The sequence below is a fragment of the Paenibacillus sabinae T27 genome, from assembly GCF_000612505.1.
GTDB lineage: Bacteria > Bacillota > Bacilli > Paenibacillales > Paenibacillaceae > Paenibacillus_AQ > Paenibacillus_AQ sabinae.
Genome location: NZ_CP004078.1, coordinates 59891 through 80000, shown reverse-complemented (window position 1 = coordinate 80000; position 20110 = coordinate 59891). Strand labels below are relative to the sequence as shown.

The window sequence follows — 20110 nt, the reverse complement described above, 5'->3', positions numbered from 1 at the left end:
TTGCAGCCTGCAATCCGAACTGAGACCGGCTTTATAAGATTGGCTCCACCTCGCGGTTTCGCTTCCCGTTGTACCGGCCATTGTAGTACGTGTGTAGCCCAGGTCATAAGGGGCATGATGATTTGACGTCATCCCCACCTTCCTCCGGTTTGTCACCGGCAGTCACTCTAGAGTGCCCAGCTTCACCTGCTGGCAACTAAAGTCAAGGGTTGCGCTCGTTGCGGGACTTAACCCAACATCTCACGACACGAGCTGACGACAACCATGCACCACCTGTCTCCTCTGTCCCGAAGGAAAGGACTATCTCTAGTCCGGTCAGAGGGATGTCAAGACCTGGTAAGGTTCTTCGCGTTGCTTCGAATTAAACCACATACTCCACTGCTTGTGCGGGTCCCCGTCAATTCCTTTGAGTTTCAGTCTTGCGACCGTACTCCCCAGGCGGAGTGCTTACTGTGTTAACTTCGGCACCAAGGGTATCGAAACCCCTAACACCTAGCACTCATCGTTTACGGCGTGGACTACCAGGGTATCTAATCCTGTTTGCTCCCCACGCTTTCGCGCCTCAGCGTCAGTTACAGCCCAGAAAGTCGCCTTCGCCACTGGTGTTCCTCCACATCTCTACGCATTTCACCGCTACACGTGGAATTCCACTTTCCTCTTCTGCACTCAAGCTGCCCAGTTTCCAGTGCGACCACAGGTTGAGCCCATGGTTTAAACACCAGACTTAAACAGCCGCCTGCGCGCGCTTTACGCCCAATAATTCCGGACAACGCTTGCCCCCTACGTATTACCGCGGCTGCTGGCACGTAGTTAGCCGGGGCTTTCTTCTCAGGTACCGTCACTTCTCTAGCAGTTACTCTAGAAAACGTTCTTCCCTGGCAACAGAGCTTTACGATCCGAAAACCTTCATCACTCACGCGGCGTTGCTCCGTCAGGCTTTCGCCCATTGCGGAAGATTCCCTACTGCTGCCTCCCGTAGGAGTCTGGGCCGTGTCTCAGTCCCAGTGTGGCCGTTCACCCTCTCAGGTCGGCTACGCATCGTCGCCTTGGTGAGCCGTTACCCCACCAACTAGCTAATGCGCCGCAGGCCCATCCCCTGGTGACAGATTACTCCGCCTTTCCGCCTTCCGGTATGCACCAGAAGGTCTTATCCGGTATTAGCTACCGTTTCCGGTAGTTATCCCAGTCCAAGGGGCAGGTTGCCTACGTGTTACTCACCCGTCCGCCGCTAAGTTAATCAGGAGCAAGCTCCATCATAACTCCGCTCGACTTGCATGTATTAGGCACGCCGCCAGCGTTCGTCCTGAGCCAGGATCAAACTCTCCAAAAAGGTAGAGCCGATAGCTCAATCAAACAAACTGACGAGAATTTCTTCTCATTTAATACTCACTCGTTGTTCAGTTTTCAAAGATCAAACTTCTTTGCCGCCGCTCAACTTCTCATCAGCAGCAACTTTTATAATATATCATATCCGACCGTTTAATGCAAGCTCTTTTTTTAATTCTTTTTTTGAAGCAGAGCCCGTATTTCTTGGCCGGAATTAGAATATACCATATCCAATTCCCGATTGCAATAGATTTATAGAAAAAAATTAAGAAACCCAGGAAATCCGGACACTCCGCCGATTCCCTGGGTTTTAATTCTTCTATATTATAAATAGAATTCGTTCTTTATTCTCCTGCACGGTTACGCATATGCGGGAACAGCAGCACATCACGAATGGACGCCGAGTCGGTCAGCAGCATAACGAGACGGTCAACACCGATACCAAGGCCACCTGTCGGAGGCATACCGTATTCCAGCGCACGAATAAAGTCCTCATCCATCTCATGCGCTTCATCGTTGCCCTGCTCCTTCTCCTGAAGCTGAGCTTCAAACCGCTGGCGCTGGTCAATCGGGTCATTCAGTTCGCTGAATGCATTGGCATGCTCACGCGCAACGATGAACAGCTCGAACCGGTCGGTAAACCGCGGATCATGATCGTTCTTCTTCGCGAGCGGCGAAATTTCGACAGGATGACCCGTAACGAACGTAGGCTGAATCAGCGTCTCTTCGACAAACTGTTCAAAGAACGCATTCAGGATATGGCCGAAGGTCATATGCTTTTCAACCGGTACGCGATGCTCCTTGGCAAGCCGATGAGCTTCTTCGTTGGTCATATGCACGCCAAAATCGACACCGGTGACTTCCTTGACCGCATCCACCATCGATACGCGGCGCCACTCCGGAGTCAAGTCGACCTCATGGCCTTGGTAATTGATCTTTTGTGTGCCGAGCACTTCTTGTGCGATATGCGCGATCAAATTCTCGGTCAGGCGCATGATATCCGTGTAATCGGCATAAGCCTCATAAAGCTCGATCATGGTGAATTCCGGATTGTGACGGGTGGAAATCCCCTCGTTACGATAGACGCGGCCAATTTCATATACCTTCTCCAAACCGCCGACGATCAGCCGCTTCAAATGCAGTTCAATCGCGATCCGCATATACAGCTCCATCTCGAGCGTATTGTGGTAGGTAATAAACGGGCGGGCCGCAGCGCCACCGGCTATGGCATGAAGGGTAGGCGTCTCCACTTCCAGATAGCCGAGCGAATCCAGATAGCGGCGCATCGACTGAATAATCTTCGAACGGGCGATAAAGGTCTGCTGAACCTCAGGGTTAATGATCAAATCGACATAACGCTGGCGGTAGCGCAGCTCGACGTCTTTGAGACCGTTATATTTATCGGGAAGCGGAAGCAGCGATTTGGACAGCACTTCAATCTCGCTCACCTTGATTGTCGTCTCGCCGGTCTTGGTCTTGAAGACGGTGCCGGTAACACCGATAATATCCCCGAGATCAAGTACGCCGAATGCCGCATATTGGACCTCAGGTACACTGTCCTGACGAACGTAAATCTGGATTTTGCCGCTAAGATCCTGAATGTGTGCAAAGCTGGCTTTACCCATTGTCCGTTTGGCCATAATCCGGCCCGCGACGCTTACATGAACGGCCTGCTCGTCCAGCTCTTCATGCGTCAATCCGTCATATTTGGCTAAGATATTACCGGCATTATGCGTACGCTCGTATTTTTTGCCGAACGGATCGACCCCGAGTTCACGAAGCTCGTCCAATTTGCCGCGGCGAATCTGCAGCAGTTCGCTTAGCTCGCTCTCCGTACCCGCCTGATTGCTGATTTCTTCACTCATTACGTGTCATCCCTTCAAAAACAGATTTGAACCTTAATCCTTCTTATATCCTGAAAAAAGCTTCCCTAAGGAAGCTTATCCAAACGGTTTTCCGTCTGCGTATCCGGCATCATCCACCATCACCGGTAGCAGTCGAATGTGGCCGGACACCAGATCCGAAATTTATTTCATCTTAATATCAATGATTTTATATTGAATAACGCCTGCAGGCACGTTGACATCGACGATAGCGCCTTTTTTCTTCCCGATAATCGCTTTGCCGACCGGACTTTCGTTGGAAATCTTGTTATTAAGCGGATCGGATTCGGCAGTACCGACGATCGTGTATTCCATGACATCCCCGAACTCCATGTCTTCTACGGTTACCGTTACGCCGACGCTGACGGTCTCGGTGTCGATTTCATCGCTGTTGATGATGCGCGCGTTGCGGAGCATTTTCTCCAAGGTAATGATACGGCCTTCGATAAAAGCCTGTTCGTTCTTGGCGTCTTCATACTCCGAGTTCTCGCTTATATCCCCATATCCGATAGCTACTTTAATCCGCTCGGCTACTTCGCGGCGCTTAACGGATTTGAGGTTCTCCAATTCCTCTTCCAGACGCTTGAGTCCGTCCGGGGTAAGAATGACTTCTTTATCGCTCATCTTAACCGATTCTCCTGTCGTATACGTTTATTGAAAACACCATAACTATATGCGAATCCGAAGGGATAAGAACCCTCCGCTGCCTTGCATTATTTGAAACGGCGAATTTATACTGTGAAATTATATGGGAACCGTTACAAAATGTCAATGACAGCCTTCGTATCGCCCGGCGCCTCCTAATTCCGCACGACAGCGGGTATTATACTGTAGAAACGGAAGCTTTAACTTCCTCTGTACTGCCCGTTTCTTCCTCCGAAACCCTGTCGACAAAATCATTTAAAATCCGCACCATTTCGTCGCGTTTCGTTTCTTCCATAATAACGTCCTTCACGCGGGCCGCGCCTTTCAGACCTTTCAAATACCAGGCCAGATGCTTGCGCATTTCGCGTACAGCCACCGCTTCGCCCTTCAGCGCAACCAGCCGGTCCATATGCAAAATGGCGACGTCGATCTTCTCTTTCGGAGATGGATCGGGCAGCAGCTCTCCGGTGCTGAGATACTGGACAGTGCGGTACAGCATCCACGGGTTGCCGAGCGCGCCCCGTCCGATCATTACGCCGTCGCAGCCGGTCTGATCCAGCATCGCTTTGGCATCCTGCGGCGTCTGCACATCACCGTTGCCGATGACCGGAATGGATACGGCCTCCTTGGCCTGACGGATGTAGCTCCAGTCCGCGTGTCCGGTATAAAGCTGCTCGCGCGTCCGTCCATGCACGCTGATCGCCTGGCCTCCCGCCCGTTCAACAGCCTGGGCGTTCTCCACGACGTAGATATGTTCGCTGTCCCAGCCGATCCGCATTTTGACGGTTACCGGCTTATCGACGGCGTCGACGACTGCCGAGACCATCTCATAAATCTTACTCGGCTCAAGGAGCCAGCGGGCACCGGCATCGCACTTGGTCACCTTCGGCACGGGGCAGCCCATGTTGATATCGATAATATCGGCGTTCGTTTCTTTGTCGACTACCTTGGCGGCTTCGACAAGCGACTCGCGGTCTCCGCCAAAAATCTGCAGGCTCAGCGGCTTCTCCCGTTCGTCGACAAATAGCATTTCACGTGTCCGCTTATTGCCGTGCACGATCGCCTTGTCGCTGACCATTTCCGCGCAGACCAGACCGGTTCCGAACTCTTTGGCGATCAGCCGGAAAGCCGGATTGCAGACGCCCGCCATGGGCGCGAGCACGACCTGGTTTTTCATTTCAATGTTGCCGATTTTAAGCATGCTGTTTCACTTCCTTCTATATTGAGGATGAGTCGGTCAATTCCTTGACCCCGACCTCCAAAACTATCGCAATTTTATCTAAAATTTGATCTTCCAAACGTCGGTTTCCCCGCTCTACCGCTCCAAGCACAGCGAGCGAAATGCCAGCGCGGTCCGCCAGCTCCTGCTGAGTATAGCCCTTTAGCTTGCGGAATGCCCGAATCCGCCTTCCCACCCGCTTGTTGTCCACAACTTGATTCCTTCCCTTCCGTCTAACTTGCCGAGCGCGTCCGTTACTCGCTCTATGAGCCCGGACGGTTCATCCTGCGGCACAATATCGCGGAGCGGAAAAAGCACGAATGCGCGTTCCAGCATACGGGGGTGCGGCAGTGTCAAAAGCGGCGTCTCTATAGTCTGTCCATCCATCCAAAGCAAATCCAAATCCACCGTCCGCGGACCGTTCTGAATCTCCCTTACCCGTCCCAACTGATCCTCGATCCCCAGCATAACGGTAAGGAGCGCTTCCGGCAGCAGCGGCGTGCGCAGAACTGCCGCCATATTCAAAAAGTTCGGCTGGTCCAAATAACCGACAGGCTCGGTCTCGTATATGCCTGAGCAGCGCAGGACCTCAATATCTTCATGGGCATTAAGGAGGGTAAGCGCCTCTTTTAGACTTTGTTCGCGGTCTCCCAAATTGGCCCCTAAAGCAATATAAGCCTCTGACTGCTCAGAGGAGGAATGATTACTCATGAATCGATTCTCACTTTCTCGTTCGGAACAGTTCCACGGTCACTCCCTGGAAATGAACGTCGAACGGCGGATGCGGCTTGGTCACCTTGACCGTTACCGCGTTGATAATAGTATAAGTGTCAAGTACCGCAGATGCAATACGTTCACCCAAAGCTTCAATTAACTTGAAGGATTCTAATTCGACAATATTTTTAACCAAAGCATGCGCTTCGGCGTAGTTTACCGTCTGCTCCAGATCATCGCTAAGTCCCGCTCCGCTTAAATCAAGCTCAAACTCCAGATCAATGTAATAGCGCTGGCCCAGCTTGCGCTCCTCTTCAAATACGCCGTGATATCCGTAATATTCCATGCGGTGAAGCTTCATTTTGTCCATGTTGGCGGTGCCGCCTTTCTTTATTTATTACCGGAGTAGAGCATGGCGTCGCACATGGTTACGGTCCGTTTGATCAGCCGCACATCGTGAACGCGTACAATCTGACAACCCTGAGCGATGCCAAAAGCCACCGTGGCCGCGGTACCCTCGACGACATCGTCAACCGGCAGGTCTAGCGCCGTGCGGATAAACCGTTTGCGTGACGTGGCAAGCAGCACAGGATAGCCGAGCTTCGTCAAAGCGTCAAGCGACACCATGGCCCGTAAATTGTCATCGTAATCCTTGGCAAAGCCGATACCGGGATCAAGGATGATGTTCTTCGCCTTAACTCCCGCCTGCAGAGCCAAATCAATGCTTTCTTGCAGGTCTGCAATCATGTTAGCCTGTAAATCGGTGTAATTCCGGTCGTGGCGGTTATGCATCAAAATGATCGGACAACCCGCTTCGGCAGCGACCTGAACCATGAGGGGATCGGCTTTGCCCCCCCAGATGTCGTTGATGATATGCGCTCCGGCGTCAATCGCCTGCTTCGCCACCTCCGCCTTGTACGTGTCGACCGATAGCGGAATTTGCGGTGCTGCGCGGTGAATCGCTTCAATAACGGGAAGGATACGGCTCAGTTCCTCGTCGGCGCTCACCGGCTCATGTCCAGGACGCGTCGACTCCCCGCCGATATCGATCATGTCGGCTCCTTCCTCCGCCATCTGAAGCGCATGGCGTACCGCTGTTTCGGGCTTGTCCCAAAGTCCGCCGTCCGAAAAGGAATCCGGTGTAACATTCAGGATGCCCATGACCAAAGTCCGCGTTCCCAAAGCAAGCTCTGTCGGACCGCAAATATATTTTCGCGAATACAGTGTAGGCTTCATTGCTCTATGCCCGCTTTCTGTCGATATTTCTTGAGAAGCAGGGAAGTGACGGGACCCGCGGTCCCGCTTCCGACCGCCCTTTGTTCATTCTCTTTCCACAGCGTAGTTACCGGTACGAGCTCTTGAATGGAATTGGTTAAAAAGACTTCGTCCGCCATACTCAGCATTTCCCACGGATACAGGCCGGTCTCCACCTTTAGACCTTCGCTCTCGGCAAGCTCCATGACCATTTCCCGGGTAATTCCCGGGAGGATTCCCGCCGACTCATCCGGTGTAAACAACCGTCCCCCTTTCACAAAAAACACATTGCTGACGATGCCCTCCGCTACTTCTCCGCGCGCGGTTAACATCAGTCCTTCCGCGCCGCGGGCTGCGGACGGGTAGAGCGTCAGCTCTCTTTTGGCCAAAATATTGTTCATATAATGCAGCGACTTGAAGCGCACTTTGCCTTCAGGGGTGTTGCGGCGCAGCTTGAGCAGCTGCAGCTCTTTGCCGTTCGTATCCAGCTCGGCGGGACGGGGCGGCAGGGCCTTGGCGAACAGCACCTGATTCGGGTGCGTATAGTCTCCGGCCGGAAGACCCAGCACATCCTCGCCCGCTGTTATCGTATAGCGAATATAGGCTTCCTGCAGCCCGTTCCGCTCCATGAGCTTCAGGGTCCATTCCGTAAGACCGTCAATGTCCGGCTCAAAAGGAATGCCGAGCTGGCGGCATCCTTCCGCCATCCGTTCCAGGTGCCGCTCCAGCAAAAAAGGCTTTCCGCCGTATGTCCGGAACGTCTCGAACAGGCCGATGCCGTACAAAAAGCCGTGATCCCTGACGGAAACCACGGCATCTGCGGCGTCGACAACGCCGCCATTGACTCCTATATAATTCATACCGTCTTGCCGGCTTTTCGTTTCAGGAAATTGCGGAGCATCGTATGGCCGTGATCGGTAATGATCGACTCCGGATGGAACTGCACGCCCTCAATCGGATACTCCTTGTGGCGAAGCCCCATAATCTCGCCTTCCGCCGTTTCAGCGGTAATTTCCAGACAGTCCGGCAGGCTCTCGCGCTCCACAAGCAGGGAATGATACCGGGTCGCGGTAAACGGCGATTCCAATCCCTCGAAGACCGAGCCCCCTTTGTGATGGATGGGCGAGGTTTTGCCATGCATGAGACGCTCCGCGCGAATGACATTGCCGCCAAATGCCTGTCCAATCGCCTGATGGCCGAGGCAGACGCCGAAGATCGGGATAACTCCTTTAAAATGGTCGATCAGCTCAAGACTGATGCCCGCTTCATTCGGTGTACACGGTCCCGGAGAGATCAGAATATGGTCCGGCCCCATTTTTTCAATCTCTTCGATTGTGATTTCATCATTGCGACGCACCTCGACCTTCTCGCCCAGCTCTCCCAAATACTGCACGAGATTATACGTAAAAGAATCATAGTTGTCGATAACCAGTATCATGCTTCTGTCGCTCCCTCCGCGCCGCCGCCCCTCCGCTTATCCCATACAGCCTCGCTGCACAGGACCGCTTTGACGATGGCCTTGGCTTTATTATGGCATTCCCGGTATTCGCGGTACGGATCGGAGTCGATCACAATGCCCGCGCCCGTCTGAATATAACCTGTTCCGTCCTTTACGACAAGCGTTCGTATAATAATATTTAATTCCATATTGCCGCCGTAGTCAATCCAGCCGATTGAACCCGTATACGGGCCGCGCCGGACCGGCTCCAGCTCCTCGATGATTTCCATCGTCCTTACCTTCGGCGCACCGGTAATCGTTCCGCCCGGAAACATCGCCGCAATGGTATCGTAAGCATCCTTCCCCTCGGCGATCCGCCCGTTGACCTGGGAGACCAGATGCATGACATGCGAGTATCGCTCCACGGTCATCAGCTCAGGTACGTGAACCGTACCATACGCCGAGACGCGGCCGATATCGTTGCGTTCCAGATCGACGAGCATAATATGCTCGGCCGTCTCTTTGACGCTCCCGCGCAGCTCCGCCTCCATGGCGGCGTCCTCCGCGGGAGTCAGGCCCCTGCGCCGGGTGCCGGCGATCGGCCGCGCGCTCACCTCGTCCCCGTGCAGCTTGACGAGCAGCTCAGGCGAAGCGCTGGACAGCGCGAAGCCGGGCGAGCGCAGCAGCCCCATGTACGGGGACGGGTTGAGCCTGCGCAGCCACTCGTACACCTCCTCCGGCGAGGAGTTCAGCTTCGCTTCCTGGCGAAGCGACAGGTTCACCTGAAATACATCGCCCTGGCGGATGTATTCCTGGATATCCAGCACAGCCTGCTGGAACTTCTCCCGGGTGAAGGCCGAGGTCATCCCCGGCCACTCGCCGGATTCGGCCGACGCCGGAATATCCGGAACAGGCGGGTTGTCCGCACCGGCCTTTTCTTCCTCTGCCGCTTCCCATATATCCCGCCACTGCTTTAGCATTCCCTCCGCTTTCCCCAGCGACTCTTCATAGAGCGCCCTGAGCTCCCCGGCAGAATAGGCACCCGAGGAAGGGTGTACGGGAGAAGCATCCTCTGCAGCATTTAGCCCGTTCCCCGAGACTTGAATGTCACGCCGGTCTTTGGCAGGAAGTAACGTGTGGACCGCGCAGTACAGCTGCTCCTCCAGATGGTCGTATATCCATATCTCATCCAGCCGCATCCAGAGATAGTCCGCAAATCCCGGGTCATCCGCCGAAACGGCAGGCAGACGTTCCAGCGAGCGGACCACGTCATAGGATAAAAAGCCAACGCAGCCCCCCGTAAACGGCGGAAGGGCGGAATTGTCTGGACGGGGAGCGGCATACGGAGCCATCCACCGGCGCAGCACCTCAAGCGGCGCACCTTCAAGCTCCCCGGTTTCTTCTTCAGCCGGGCCGCCGGCTTCGGCGTCATCCCCGCTGGTGATCCGCAGCACCTCGGCGCGCTCCCCTTTGCCGGTCAACACGGATGAAGGGCGCAAGCCGAGGTACGTATAGCGGCCTCCCTTGCCGCTTTCCAGCACGACGGAATAAGGCGACGCGATTTCCCATGCTTTTTTCCAAGAGCGGGGCAGTCCGCCCGGGTTATGCTGCGATCGTATGACCAGAGGCAGGGTGTTCCAGCCTTCGGCGGCCCACTGCTCCCATTCCTTCCATCCCGCAACGATCTCCAAGTTCATCCTCCTAAACGCCTCAATAGCTATTTGCCTGTCAGTATACTGTATTTTCGCCAATTTTGAAAAGCCTAACCGAGAGGGGCGGCCTTTTTACCGGGAAAAGATGGTCGCAAACTTCATCATATCGAATAAGCCAGGACCGTTAGGTTCAATTCAGGCAGCTGTATCCGTTGAACCGAAAGGCCGGGAACTCTTATACTTTCCCAAATAAAAAAGCCTTCAACCACCGCCCAAAGGCGGAAGTCGAAGGCTCTTTACCGTACATTTTTACATGTTCTCAGAAAAAATCAATTAAGCTTCGTAGTTGTACAGCGGCGTGCTGAGGTAACGTTCGCCATTACTTGGAACGATGGCAACAACGCGTTTGCCGGCGCCCAGTTCTTTAGCGACTTTGATCGCTGCGAAGATGGCGGCTCCCGAAGAAATACCGGACAGAATGCCTTCTTCCTTCGCTACGCGGCGCGCTGTATCAAAAGCTTCGTCATTTTCAACATGAATGATTTCATCATAAACATTTTGGTTCAGAATGTCCGGAATGAAGTTGGCTCCGATACCTTGGATTTTGTGAGGTCCCGGTTTACCGCCCGCCAGAATTGGCGAAGCCGCAGGCTCTACAGCGTAAACCTTGATATCCGGATATTTCGCTTTCAGTACTTCGCCGGCGCCGGTGATCGTTCCGCCTGTACCGATACCCGCAATAAAAGCGTCCAGCGATCCGCCGATCGAATCGATTGCTTCTACGATTTCCGGTCCAGTCGTTTCGCGGTGAATCTTCACGTTGGCCGGATTCTTGAACTGCTCGGCAACAAAATAGTTAGGATTCTCGGCCAGGATGGCTTCGGCTTTCTTAACCGCGCCGTTCATGCCTTCCGATCCCGGTGTCAGCACGAGTTCCGCGCCGTAAGCGCGCAGCAGGTTGCGACGCTCCAAGCTCATCGTTTCAGGCATAACGATAATGGCTTTGTAACCTTTGGCTGCCGCTACCATGGCCAGACCGATACCGGTGTTGCCGCTGGTCGCTTCGAGAATCGTATCGCCCGGTTTGAGGCGGCCTTCCTTCTCGGCTTCCTCTACAATGCTGACGGCGATCCGGTCCTTAACGCTGGAACCCGGATTCTGGTATTCAAGCTTCACGTAAATTTCCGCCGCGCCCTCCGGTACGATACGGTTCAAGCGTACAAGCGGGGTTCCTCCGATAAGCTCCGTTACATTGTTGACCACTTTAGACATGAGCAAAGACCTCCTAAGAATGATAAATGAGATAAAAATAATGTGTTACTTGTGACCTAAGTCTTCAGCATTTGCCCCTTGGGTCATCAGCGGCCGCCCTCAGTTCAACATTGGTCATGCCGGGTCTGCCCCCGAAAGTATAGAAAACGCCGCGCGCCAAGCCCCGCGCTGTACGACGGTTGATGTAGGGCCGTCGTCCTAATCCGACTAAATCAGTAGGTTTTACGTTACTCTCATATTATCAATCTTGTAGTCCCTTGTCAACATCTATTGCTGCTCCATATTTGGTACGCAGATTATCCTCGACCTGCTGCAGCGGCGGAGCCTGCTCCAAGGCAAGCTCCTGACGGACCTGATCCCTGATTTCCTGGTCGTCCGGCATCGGCGGCGCGGTTACTCTGTCAGTTTGAATGACGGCATATCCGCCCTCAACCTGAAAAGGGCCGGCAACATCCCCGGGGCTAAGTCCCGCTGCAGCCTTCAGCAGTTCCTGCGGCCAAAACGGATCGTTGTCCTCCACCGTCCCGACCCGGCCGCCATGAATTCTGCTGTCCTCGTCAATGGAAATCTCTTGTGCAAGAGCGGCAAAGTCCTCTCCCGACTCGATCCGGTCTAGAGCCTGTTCCGCCTCCATATAGGTATGAACCTTGATAATCGACAGTCCGATCTCCTTGACGGGGCGGAAGCGGTCCGGATTTTGCCGGATATACTCATCGATTTCCTTGTCAGTAATAATAATTCCGGCCGTGGCCACCGCCTGAAGCGTAAGCCTGTATGCGGTTTCTTCCCGGACTTCCTCCTTGGTCAGGCCAAGCTCCGATTCCATCTGTGCATAATACTGCTCCTTCGAACCATATCCGGAAGCCGCCGTCTCCAGTTCCCGGTCGACTTCCTGATCCGAGATGGAGATCCCGAGCCTTTTGGCCTCGGCCCCCACCGCAATCCGGTTCAGCATCGCGAGCAGCACCTCGTCGCCATGCTTCTTTTGAAGCTCATCTTGCCACTGCCGCAGCGAAATGGATTGGCCGGCCACCTTCGCTATTGTTTTTTCACCTTCATCGTCCCGTTCCGTTCCCTGTTCTTTCCGCCATTCCCGCAACAGAACGACAGCAAGCAGCAGGATGAACCCGGCCAGAACGAGGACGGCCTTGCGCAGAGCGCGCTCCTGTCTCGTCATCCCCACACGATCCTATTTCGCTTGATTGAGAATTTCCAACAGCTCGTTCTTGTCAAAAGAATAAGCTTCATTACAGAAGTGGCATACCACTTCGGCCTTGCCGTCTTCCTCGATGATCTGTTCAAGCTCATGTCTCCCAAGGCTTACCAGCGTCTGCTCGACCCGTTCGCGGGAGCAATGGCACTTAAACGTGATCGCCATTTCGTCCAGCACTTCCGTGTCCGGCAAAATTTGGCGGAGCATTTCCTCCGGCTCCATCCCCTGATCCAGCAGGGCCGTAACGGAAGGGGTCGAGTTCAGGTTTTTTTCTATTTCCGTAATTTCTTCATCGCTCAGGCCCGGCAGCAGCTGAATGATAAAACCGCCCGCTACCTTGACGCTGTTATCCGTGTCAACCAGCACACCGAGTCCGACGGCGGAATTGGTCTGCTCCGACACAGCAAAGTAATATGTGAAATCTTCGCCAAGCTCTCCGGAAACAATCGGCACACTTCCGCGGTAAGGCTCCTTGAGGCCAAGATCCTTGATCACATGGATAAAGCCCTCGGTTCCGACCGCCCCCGCCACGTCCAGCTTGCCCAGACTGTTGCTCGGCAGATGGACATGCGGATTTTGGACGTAGCCCCGGACTTCTCCTTGCGCATTCGCCTCTGCGACAATTTGCCCGATGGGGCCGTTTCCCTTGACCTGGATATTGATCATTTCCCTGCCCTTGAGCATGGCGCCCATCATGGCTGCTGCAGTAACCGTTCGTCCAAGAGCAGCCGTAGCCGTCGGATACGTATCATGCCTGCGCTGCAGCTCGGTTGTAAGTTCTGTCGTACGAACCGCAAAGGCCCGTACTCTGCCGTCCAGTGCCGTCCCCCGAACCAACCGGTCTTTTTTATTTTGCATGGGTGCCTAGCCCTCCTGTCCTCGATTGAAAAATCAAGATTATTTATTTCGCGAGTAAATAATGCGCAGTCCTTCCAGCGTAAGCATCGGGTTAACCTCGTCAATGCAATCCGTCTCGCCGGCAATTAGCGGCGCCAGTCCGCCTGTGGCAATGACCTTCAGCTCCGGGGCGTTCATCTCGTCCTTGATCCGCCTTACAATCCCTTCAACCTGCCCGGCATAGCCGAAAATAATACCCGCCTGCATCGCATGCACGGTATTTCGGCCGATGACTTTCTTGGGCTTCTCGAGCTCGATTCTCGGCAGCTTGGACGCCCGCTGATATAGGGCCTCGGTAGAAATGCCGATGCCCGGAACAATGGCGCCTCCCAGATAATTGGCGCTGCCGTCGATACAGTCGAATGTCGTGGCGGTCCCGAAATCGACGACGACCAGCGGGCACTGATAGCGCTCAATAGCCGCTACCGCGTTAACAATCCGGTCCGCGCCGACTTCGCGCGGGTTCTCATAACGCAGATTGAGCCCGGTCTTGATACCGGGCCCCACGACCAGCGGCTCTTTGCCGATATATTTCAAGCACATCTCCACGATCACATGCACCAGCGGAGGGACGACGGAAGAAATGATGACTCCCTCCACATTTTTGACGGACAGACCCGACATGTTGAACAAATTGTAAATCATAATTCCGTATTCATCAGCAGTCGCTTGACGCGCTGTACTGAGACGAAAATGGTGCAAAAGCTCCCGCTGGCGGTAAACCCCAAGCACAATATTTGTATTGCCGATATCCACGGCCAGCATCATGACAAGCCGCCCTCCTTCTTCGCATTCAGATCCAGACTGATATCCAAGCTCGAAAAAGAATAGGTAAGCCTGCCGACAGAAATCACATCCACACCGGTGTTGGCGATGCCGCGCACCGTTTCGAGCGATACATTGCCCGAGGCCTCCGTCTTGACATGCGGCGCCTTCGTCTTAATTCTGCGCACCGCCTCCATCATTAATTCAAGGGACATGTTATCGAGCATAATAATATCCGCGCCTGCGGCCAACGCTTCCTCCACCTGTTCCAGGCTTTCCGCCTCAACCTCAATCGTCATCGTATGGGGAATGTTGGCCCGGGCTCTGCTGACTGCCTGCTTGATGCCGCCGGCCCCTTTGATATGATTATCTTTGATCATCACCGCATCGTATAAGCCGAACCGGTGATTGGCACCGCCGCCAATGCGCACGGCATATTTCTCCAGTATCCGGTGCCCCGGCGTGGTCTTGCGCGTGTCGACCAGCTTCGCCGGCAGCCCTTCAAGCGCCTGCACGAACGTTGCCGTCCGCGTGGCCACGCCCGAGAGCCGCTGCATTAAGTTCAGAGCGAGCCGCTCCCCGGTCAAAATGGCGTGAGTACTGCCCTCCACCTCCGCGAGCACGGTCCCTTTGGCCACCCGTTCTCCTTCCTTCACGAGTGCGGTGAAGGACAGGCTCGGGTCGACCACCTCGAACACCAGCTCCGCGACGGGAATGCCGCACACCACGCCTTCTTCTTTTGCATGAATGATCCCTTTGGACTGATGTCCGGGCGCAATCGTTGTCAGCGTCGTTACATCTCCGGAGCCGACATCTTCCTTTAGCCAATTCTTAATCGATTGCACCAGTTGTTCATTGTAACCGTTAAACATCATCGCTTGTCTCCTCTACTATCCCCAGTTCGCGAATCTGGAGCAAATGCTTGCGCCAATGCTCATCATCCCGCTGCGGAAAATCCTCGCGGTAATGAGCTCCCCTGCTTTCCTCGCGCGCCAGCGCCGATTCCGTCACAAGCAGGCTGCAGATCAGCATGTTGGCGAATTCATAATCTTCACGTTTGGTCAGCGCTCCCCCAAAAATCGGCAGCTGACGGTTCAGCTCTTCAAGTCCTTTGACCAGCATTTCTTCATTCCGCCGCAGTCCCACATAGCGGACCATGATCTTCTGCAGCTTCAGGCGCCGTTCCACCATGGCCTGCGTCGGATGCTCCTGGCGGCCTTGATCGCACCCCGCGGATATATCGGTCTTCTTCAGCTTCGGCAGGCTGCGGACCCGCTCAACAATGCGCCCGCCGAAGACGATGGCCTCCGACAGGGAGTTGCTGGCCAGCCGGTTAGCGCCGTGCACACCGGTGGATGATACCTCGCCGCAGGCAAAAAGCCTTGGAATGCTGCTCTCCCCGTTCAGATCGGTCTTGATGCCCCCCATCATATAATGCGCTGCCGGTGCGACCGGAATCCAGTCGCTTGTTATGTCCAGACCGTAGCCGATGCAGGTCTTGTATATTGTCGGAAACCGGTGCTTCACCATATCCGCGGATTCATGGGTAATATCCAGATAGACAAAGGTCGATTTCGTTTCTTCCATCTCACTGACAATTGCCCGGGCAACGACATCGCGGGGCGCAAGCTCAAGCAGCTCATGGTATTTCTCCATGAAGCGCTCACCTTTGATATTACGCAGCACCGCCCCTTCGCCGCGCACCGCCTCCGATATCAGAAACCGGGGCGCGCCGGGATAGCTGAGGGCCGTCGGGTGGAACTGAATAAATTCCATATCGCGGATATGGGCACCTGCCCGGTAAGCGATTGCCACTCCGTCGCCAGTCGCCACCTCGGGGTTCGTCGTATAGCGGTACAACTGCCCCGCTCCGCCGGAGCAGAGAATCGTCGCATCCCCTTTCAGGAACAGGCGCTCTCCGTGCGGTTTTTGCACAAGCGCTCCCACGCATTCACCGTCATCCGTAATCAGATCGATCACAAAATGGTCGTCCCACACCTCAATATTATGGTGTTCCAATACCTGCTTCGCCAGCGCGCGTACGATTTCATAGCCGGTTGCGTCTCCATTGGCATGCAGAATCCGGCGATGACTATGCGCCCCTTCCTGCGTCAGCGCAAGTACGCCGTCCTCCTGGTCAAACAACGTTCCCAGCCGTATCAATTCGCGCACGCCTTCCGGCCCTTCATTAACCAGCACATCAACGGAAGACGAGGAGCAGAGCCCGGCGCCGGCCATCAAAGTGTCCTGCCGATGGTATAGCGGCGAATCGTCCTCCGCGATTACAGCGGCGATCCCGCCTTGAGCGTAACGCGTGTTGCTATCCATCAAGGACTTCTTCGTAATCAAAATGACCCGCCGATCCTCACTGGCCTTGATCGCTGTGAACAGCCCGGCAATGCCGGAGCCGATGACGATGCAATCCGTTTCTACGGTTGGAAGCTCCCGCAGGTCGAAATCAACCAAATATTGTGGAATCATGACCGCTTATTCACCTGTTTCAATGAAAGAGTAGCGCATGCTACCGGACTTGTAGCATGCGCTCTAGGGATTTTCTGGCTTTGTCTGCGACTGTTGGCGGCACATAGATCTGCGGCTTCATCGTCTCCAGGCATTTTACCAATTTTTTGAGATTGTTGACTTTCATGTTGGGACAGACCAGGAATTTGGAAGCAAAATGGAAGCTTTTGTCGGGACTGTCCTTGCGCAGCTGATAGCCTGTGCCGTCCTCGGTTCCCACGATAAATTCCTGAACATCCGATTTCTTGCAGTAATCGATAATAGCCGTAGTGCTGCCGACAAAGTCGCCCATCGCGACAACTTCCGGCCGGCACTCGGGGTGAACAACGAACTCCGCATTCGGATACTTGGCCTTCATTTCCACGACATCCTTGACTGTAAGCATGTCATGGGTGTTGCAGTAGCCTTCCCAAATGATCAGCTTCTTGCCCGTTTTCTCCTGAACGTAGTGGCCCAGATTTTTATCCGGAACCCAGATGATTTCTTCCGCATCCAGCGACTCGATCACCCGAACGGCATTGGCGGAAGTACAGCATATATCCGTCTCCGCTTTGATTTCAGCAGAAGAGTTGATATAGGTGACCACTTTGGCGTTCGGATGCTTCGCCTTCAGCTTGCGAAGACCGTCCACATTGACCATATCGGCCATAGGACAGCCTGCACGTTCGTCGGGAATAAGGACCGTCTTGTCAGGTGCCAAAATTTTGGCGCTTTCGCCCATAAAGTGAACGCCGCAGAACACAATGACCTCCGCATCCGTTGCCGCGGCCTTTTGGGCCAGCAAAAAAGAGTCGCCCCGAAAATCAGCAACCTCCTGGATTTCATCGCGCTGATAATAGTGAGCCAAGATGATAGCATTCCGTTCTTTCTTAAGCTGTTCAAGACGTTCACGCAGTTCACGGTTTTGTTCTTGCTTGCGCTCCAGCGCCAGAGCTTCCACGGTACAATTTCCCCCTTATGTTGACGGCTCTTTCGCCGGCATATTCAATCTGCATACAACCTGAATGTTAAAAATAAATCGGCATTTTGTAAACGATACAAAGTTCGTAATATTTATCACTAATGTACACAACGTTCTACGCCCTGTCAATCCGGTGGATACACTCTACAATAGCGGCGAATTTAGGGAAAAAAAATCCGGAGAACGGCTTCGTTCTCCGGATCCGGTTGTGTCTTTGCCAGCAAACCTAATTTCGATTAGCTCAGGCTTGCTCCGCCGCCCTTGCCATCATCATTTCCGTCTTCTCCGTCTTGCTGCGGATTGTTCGGAATGTCCTTAGGCGAATCGCCCAGTGTAGCATGAGGCTCTTCGGATTTGCCCTGAATGCGCACTTTTACGTCGCCGATGGAATCGATAACGGGTTCTGCGCCTTCATTCGCCACGCTGTCCACCGGCTTGCCGTCTTCAGTCAGATAGCCCTGCTCGATCAGCTCTTTGATCTCTTCAAGCTCAAGCGTCTCCTTCTCCAGCAGCGTGGTGGCGATCAGATGCATTTCCTTCGCATGCTCTTTCAGCAGCGCTCTGCATCGTTCATAGCATTCGTTGATGAACCGCTGCATTTCCTGATCGATCTCGTAAGCGATCGAATCACTGTAATTCTGCTCGTGCCCGATATCCCGGCCCAGGAACACCTGTCCTTGGGAAGTGCCGAACTGCATCGGTCCGAGCTTCTCGCTCATGCCGTATTCCATAATCATGCTGCGCACGATGCGGGTCGCTTGCTGGAAGTCGCTGTAAGCGCCTGTGCCGATCTCGCCGATGAACATTTCCTCGGCTACCCGGCCGCCGAGCAATCCGGTTACCTTATCCAACAGCTCCTGCTTCGTAACGAGCATACGGTCTTCCTTCGGAAGCATGATGACATATCCGCCTGCGCGTCCGCGCGGGATGATCGTCACCTTGTGGACCATATCGGCGTGTTCCAGGAAGTATCCGGCGATCGTATGGCCGGCTTCGTGATAAGCGACGATCCGCTTCTCGCGGTCGCTGATTACGCGGCTGCGCTTCTCAGTGCCGACGATGACGCGGTCGATAGCCTCATCCACTTCCCGCATGGAGATATCCTTGCGGTTGCGGCGGGCGGCGAGCAGCGCCGCTTCGTTCAGCAGATTCTCCAGATCCGCGCCGGTGAAGCCGGTTGTGCGCTTGGCGATCACGTCAAGCTTCACGTCCTTGGTCAGCGGCTTGTTGCGGGAATGGACCTTCAGTACAGCCTCGCGGCCTTTCACGTCAGGGCGGTCGACCGTAATCTGACGGTCAAAGCGTCCCGGACGAAGCAGCGCAGGGTCGAGAATGTCGGCGCGGTTGGTAGCCGCGACGATGATAATGCCTTCATTTCCGCCGAATCCATCCATCTCAACGAGCAATTGGTTGAGCGTCTGTTCGCGCTCGTCATGCCCGCCGCCAAGTCCGGCGCCGCGCTGGCGGCCTACGGCGTCGATTTCATCGATGAATATGATACATGGCGCATTCTTCTTCGCGTTCTCGAACAGGTCGCGTACCCGCGAAGCGCCGACGCCGACGAACATTTCAACGAAGTCGGAACCGGAGATGCTGAAGAACGGAACGCCTGCTTCCCCGGCCACAGCGCGGGCAAGCAAGGTTTTACCGGTACCCGGAGGACCTACAAGCAGTACCCCTTTAGGAATACGCGCACCAACGGCGGCGAATTTGCGGGGGTCTTTCAGGAACTCCACGACTTCGACAAGCTCTTGCTTCTCTTCGTCAGCTCCGGCAACATCTTCAAATGTGACCCTCTTCTTCTCTTCATTGTAAAGACGGGCTTTGCTCTTGCCGAAATTCATCACCTTGCCGCCGCCGCCCTGTGCCTGATTGAACAGGAAGAAGAACAGGATGAACATAATGACGAGCGGTATAATCGAGGAAAGGAAGGTCAGCCAGATGCTGTCACCCTCCATTTTCTTCTGGGTGAATGGAATGTCGTTATTCTGACTGGCCTCAGCCAATTCATTAATGGCCGCATCCGTAGGAGGAATATATGTGGAGAAGCTTTCCGATTTAGCCCAGCCCGGCTTCTGTTTATAAGCGCCGGTTACCAAAAAGGCGTTGCCTTCGAACTGAACCGTCAAATCCTTCACATTGTTACTCTTAAGCTCCTGCCGTAGCTGGTCATATCTAGGGAAATCGGCGGCTTCATTTCCATTGCTGACGAATTGAACGATGCCCACCACGACTAGAAATAAAATCAAATAAAAACCAGAATTCCGGATGAACCGATTCATCCCCTACCTCCTCTCGCAACACTTAAGTTATTGTACCATAGCCTATCGGAGCGCCTCAAATAGAGACGG

18 protein-coding genes and 1 rRNA gene (1 of these 19 only partly in view) are annotated in these 20110 nt (G+C 54.3%); all 19 read right to left on the bottom strand.

Annotation, left to right across the window (positions count from 1 at the left end; translation table 11 throughout):
* Nucleotides 1-1330 (bottom strand): 16S ribosomal RNA (locus PSAB_RS00380); it reaches 225 nt to the left of the window's first position.
* Between the two features lie 340 nt (nt 1331-1670).
* Nucleotides 1671-3191 carry a lysine--tRNA ligase gene (gene lysS / locus PSAB_RS00375; RefSeq protein ID WP_025332624.1) on the bottom strand — a complete coding sequence of 507 codons (1521 nt, stop codon included), beginning with the start codon at nt 3189-3191 and terminating at the stop codon, nt 1671-1673.
* Between the two features lie 162 nt (nt 3192-3353).
* Nucleotides 3354-3833, bottom strand: a complete 480-nt coding sequence (gene greA, locus PSAB_RS00370; protein ID WP_025332623.1) for a transcription elongation factor GreA — start codon at nt 3831-3833, stop codon at nt 3354-3356.
* A 199-nt stretch (nt 3834-4032) separates the two neighbouring features.
* A complete protein-coding gene (dusB, locus tag PSAB_RS00365; protein ID WP_025332622.1) occupies nt 4033-5055 on the bottom strand; it encodes a tRNA dihydrouridine synthase DusB in 1023 nt (340 codons plus the stop codon).
* Between the two features lie 16 nt (nt 5056-5071).
* On the bottom strand, nt 5072-5269 hold the full coding sequence (locus PSAB_RS24855) for a helix-turn-helix domain-containing protein (RefSeq protein WP_338045085.1): 198 nt from the start codon (nt 5267-5269) through the stop codon (nt 5072-5074).
* On the bottom strand, nt 5236-5784 hold the full coding sequence (gene folK / locus PSAB_RS00355; RefSeq protein WP_025332620.1) for a 2-amino-4-hydroxy-6-hydroxymethyldihydropteridine diphosphokinase: 549 nt from the start codon (nt 5782-5784) through the stop codon (nt 5236-5238). Before folK ends, PSAB_RS24855 begins: the two co-directional genes overlap by 34 nt.
* 10 nt (nt 5785-5794) lie before the next feature.
* Complete coding sequence (gene folB / locus PSAB_RS00350; protein ID WP_025332619.1) at nt 5795-6157, bottom strand: dihydroneopterin aldolase; 363 nt, start codon at nt 6155-6157, stop codon at nt 5795-5797.
* Nucleotides 6158-6177: 20 nt separating this feature from the next.
* On the bottom strand, nt 6178-7023 hold the full coding sequence (gene folP / locus PSAB_RS00345; RefSeq protein WP_025332618.1) for a dihydropteroate synthase: 846 nt from the start codon (nt 7021-7023) through the stop codon (nt 6178-6180).
* Complete coding sequence (locus PSAB_RS00340; protein WP_025332617.1) at nt 7020-7901, bottom strand: aminotransferase class IV; 882 nt, start codon at nt 7899-7901, stop codon at nt 7020-7022. Before PSAB_RS00340 ends, folP begins: the two co-directional genes overlap by 4 nt.
* On the bottom strand, nt 7898-8479 hold the full coding sequence (pabA, locus tag PSAB_RS00335) for an aminodeoxychorismate/anthranilate synthase component II (RefSeq protein ID WP_025332616.1): 582 nt from the start codon (nt 8477-8479) through the stop codon (nt 7898-7900). The genes PSAB_RS00340 and pabA overlap by 4 nt, the downstream gene beginning before the upstream one ends.
* Nucleotides 8476-10170: an anthranilate synthase component I family protein gene (locus tag PSAB_RS00330; protein ID WP_025332615.1), complete on the bottom strand. Its 1695-nt coding sequence runs from the start codon at nt 10168-10170 to the stop codon at nt 8476-8478. Before PSAB_RS00330 ends, pabA begins: the two co-directional genes overlap by 4 nt.
* Before the next feature lie 294 nt (nt 10171-10464).
* Entirely contained in the window at nt 10465-11403 is a 939-nt protein-coding gene (gene cysK, locus PSAB_RS00325) for a cysteine synthase A (protein WP_025332614.1), read from the bottom strand.
* 241 nt (nt 11404-11644) lie between these two features.
* Nucleotides 11645-12580 carry a peptidylprolyl isomerase gene (locus tag PSAB_RS00320; protein WP_025332613.1) on the bottom strand — a complete coding sequence of 312 codons (936 nt, stop codon included), beginning with the start codon at nt 12578-12580 and terminating at the stop codon, nt 11645-11647.
* 12 nt (nt 12581-12592) lie between these two features.
* Entirely contained in the window at nt 12593-13474 is an 882-nt protein-coding gene (gene hslO, locus PSAB_RS00315; RefSeq protein ID WP_025332612.1) for an Hsp33 family molecular chaperone HslO, read from the bottom strand.
* A gap of 39 nt (nt 13475-13513) precedes the next feature.
* A complete protein-coding gene (locus PSAB_RS00310) occupies nt 13514-14281 on the bottom strand; it encodes a type III pantothenate kinase (protein ID WP_025332611.1) in 768 nt (255 codons plus the stop codon).
* The gene (gene nadC, locus PSAB_RS00305) at nt 14278-15153 is read right to left on the bottom strand and encodes a carboxylating nicotinate-nucleotide diphosphorylase (protein ID WP_025332610.1); all 876 of its coding nucleotides are present in this window, start codon (nt 15151-15153) and stop codon (nt 14278-14280) included. The genes PSAB_RS00310 and nadC overlap by 4 nt, the downstream gene beginning before the upstream one ends.
* Nucleotides 15143-16759: an L-aspartate oxidase gene (nadB, locus tag PSAB_RS00300; protein WP_025332609.1), complete on the bottom strand. Its 1617-nt coding sequence runs from the start codon at nt 16757-16759 to the stop codon at nt 15143-15145. Before nadB ends, nadC begins: the two co-directional genes overlap by 11 nt.
* A gap of 40 nt (nt 16760-16799) precedes the next feature.
* On the bottom strand, nt 16800-17738 hold the full coding sequence (gene nadA, locus PSAB_RS00295) for a quinolinate synthase NadA (RefSeq protein WP_025332608.1): 939 nt from the start codon (nt 17736-17738) through the stop codon (nt 16800-16802).
* 257 nt (nt 17739-17995) lie between these two features.
* Nucleotides 17996-20041 (bottom strand): ATP-dependent zinc metalloprotease FtsH, encoded by a 2046-nt coding sequence (ftsH, locus tag PSAB_RS00290; protein ID WP_025332607.1) that lies wholly within the window; start codon nt 20039-20041, stop codon nt 17996-17998.
* Between the last annotated feature and the right edge of the window lie 69 nt (nt 20042-20110).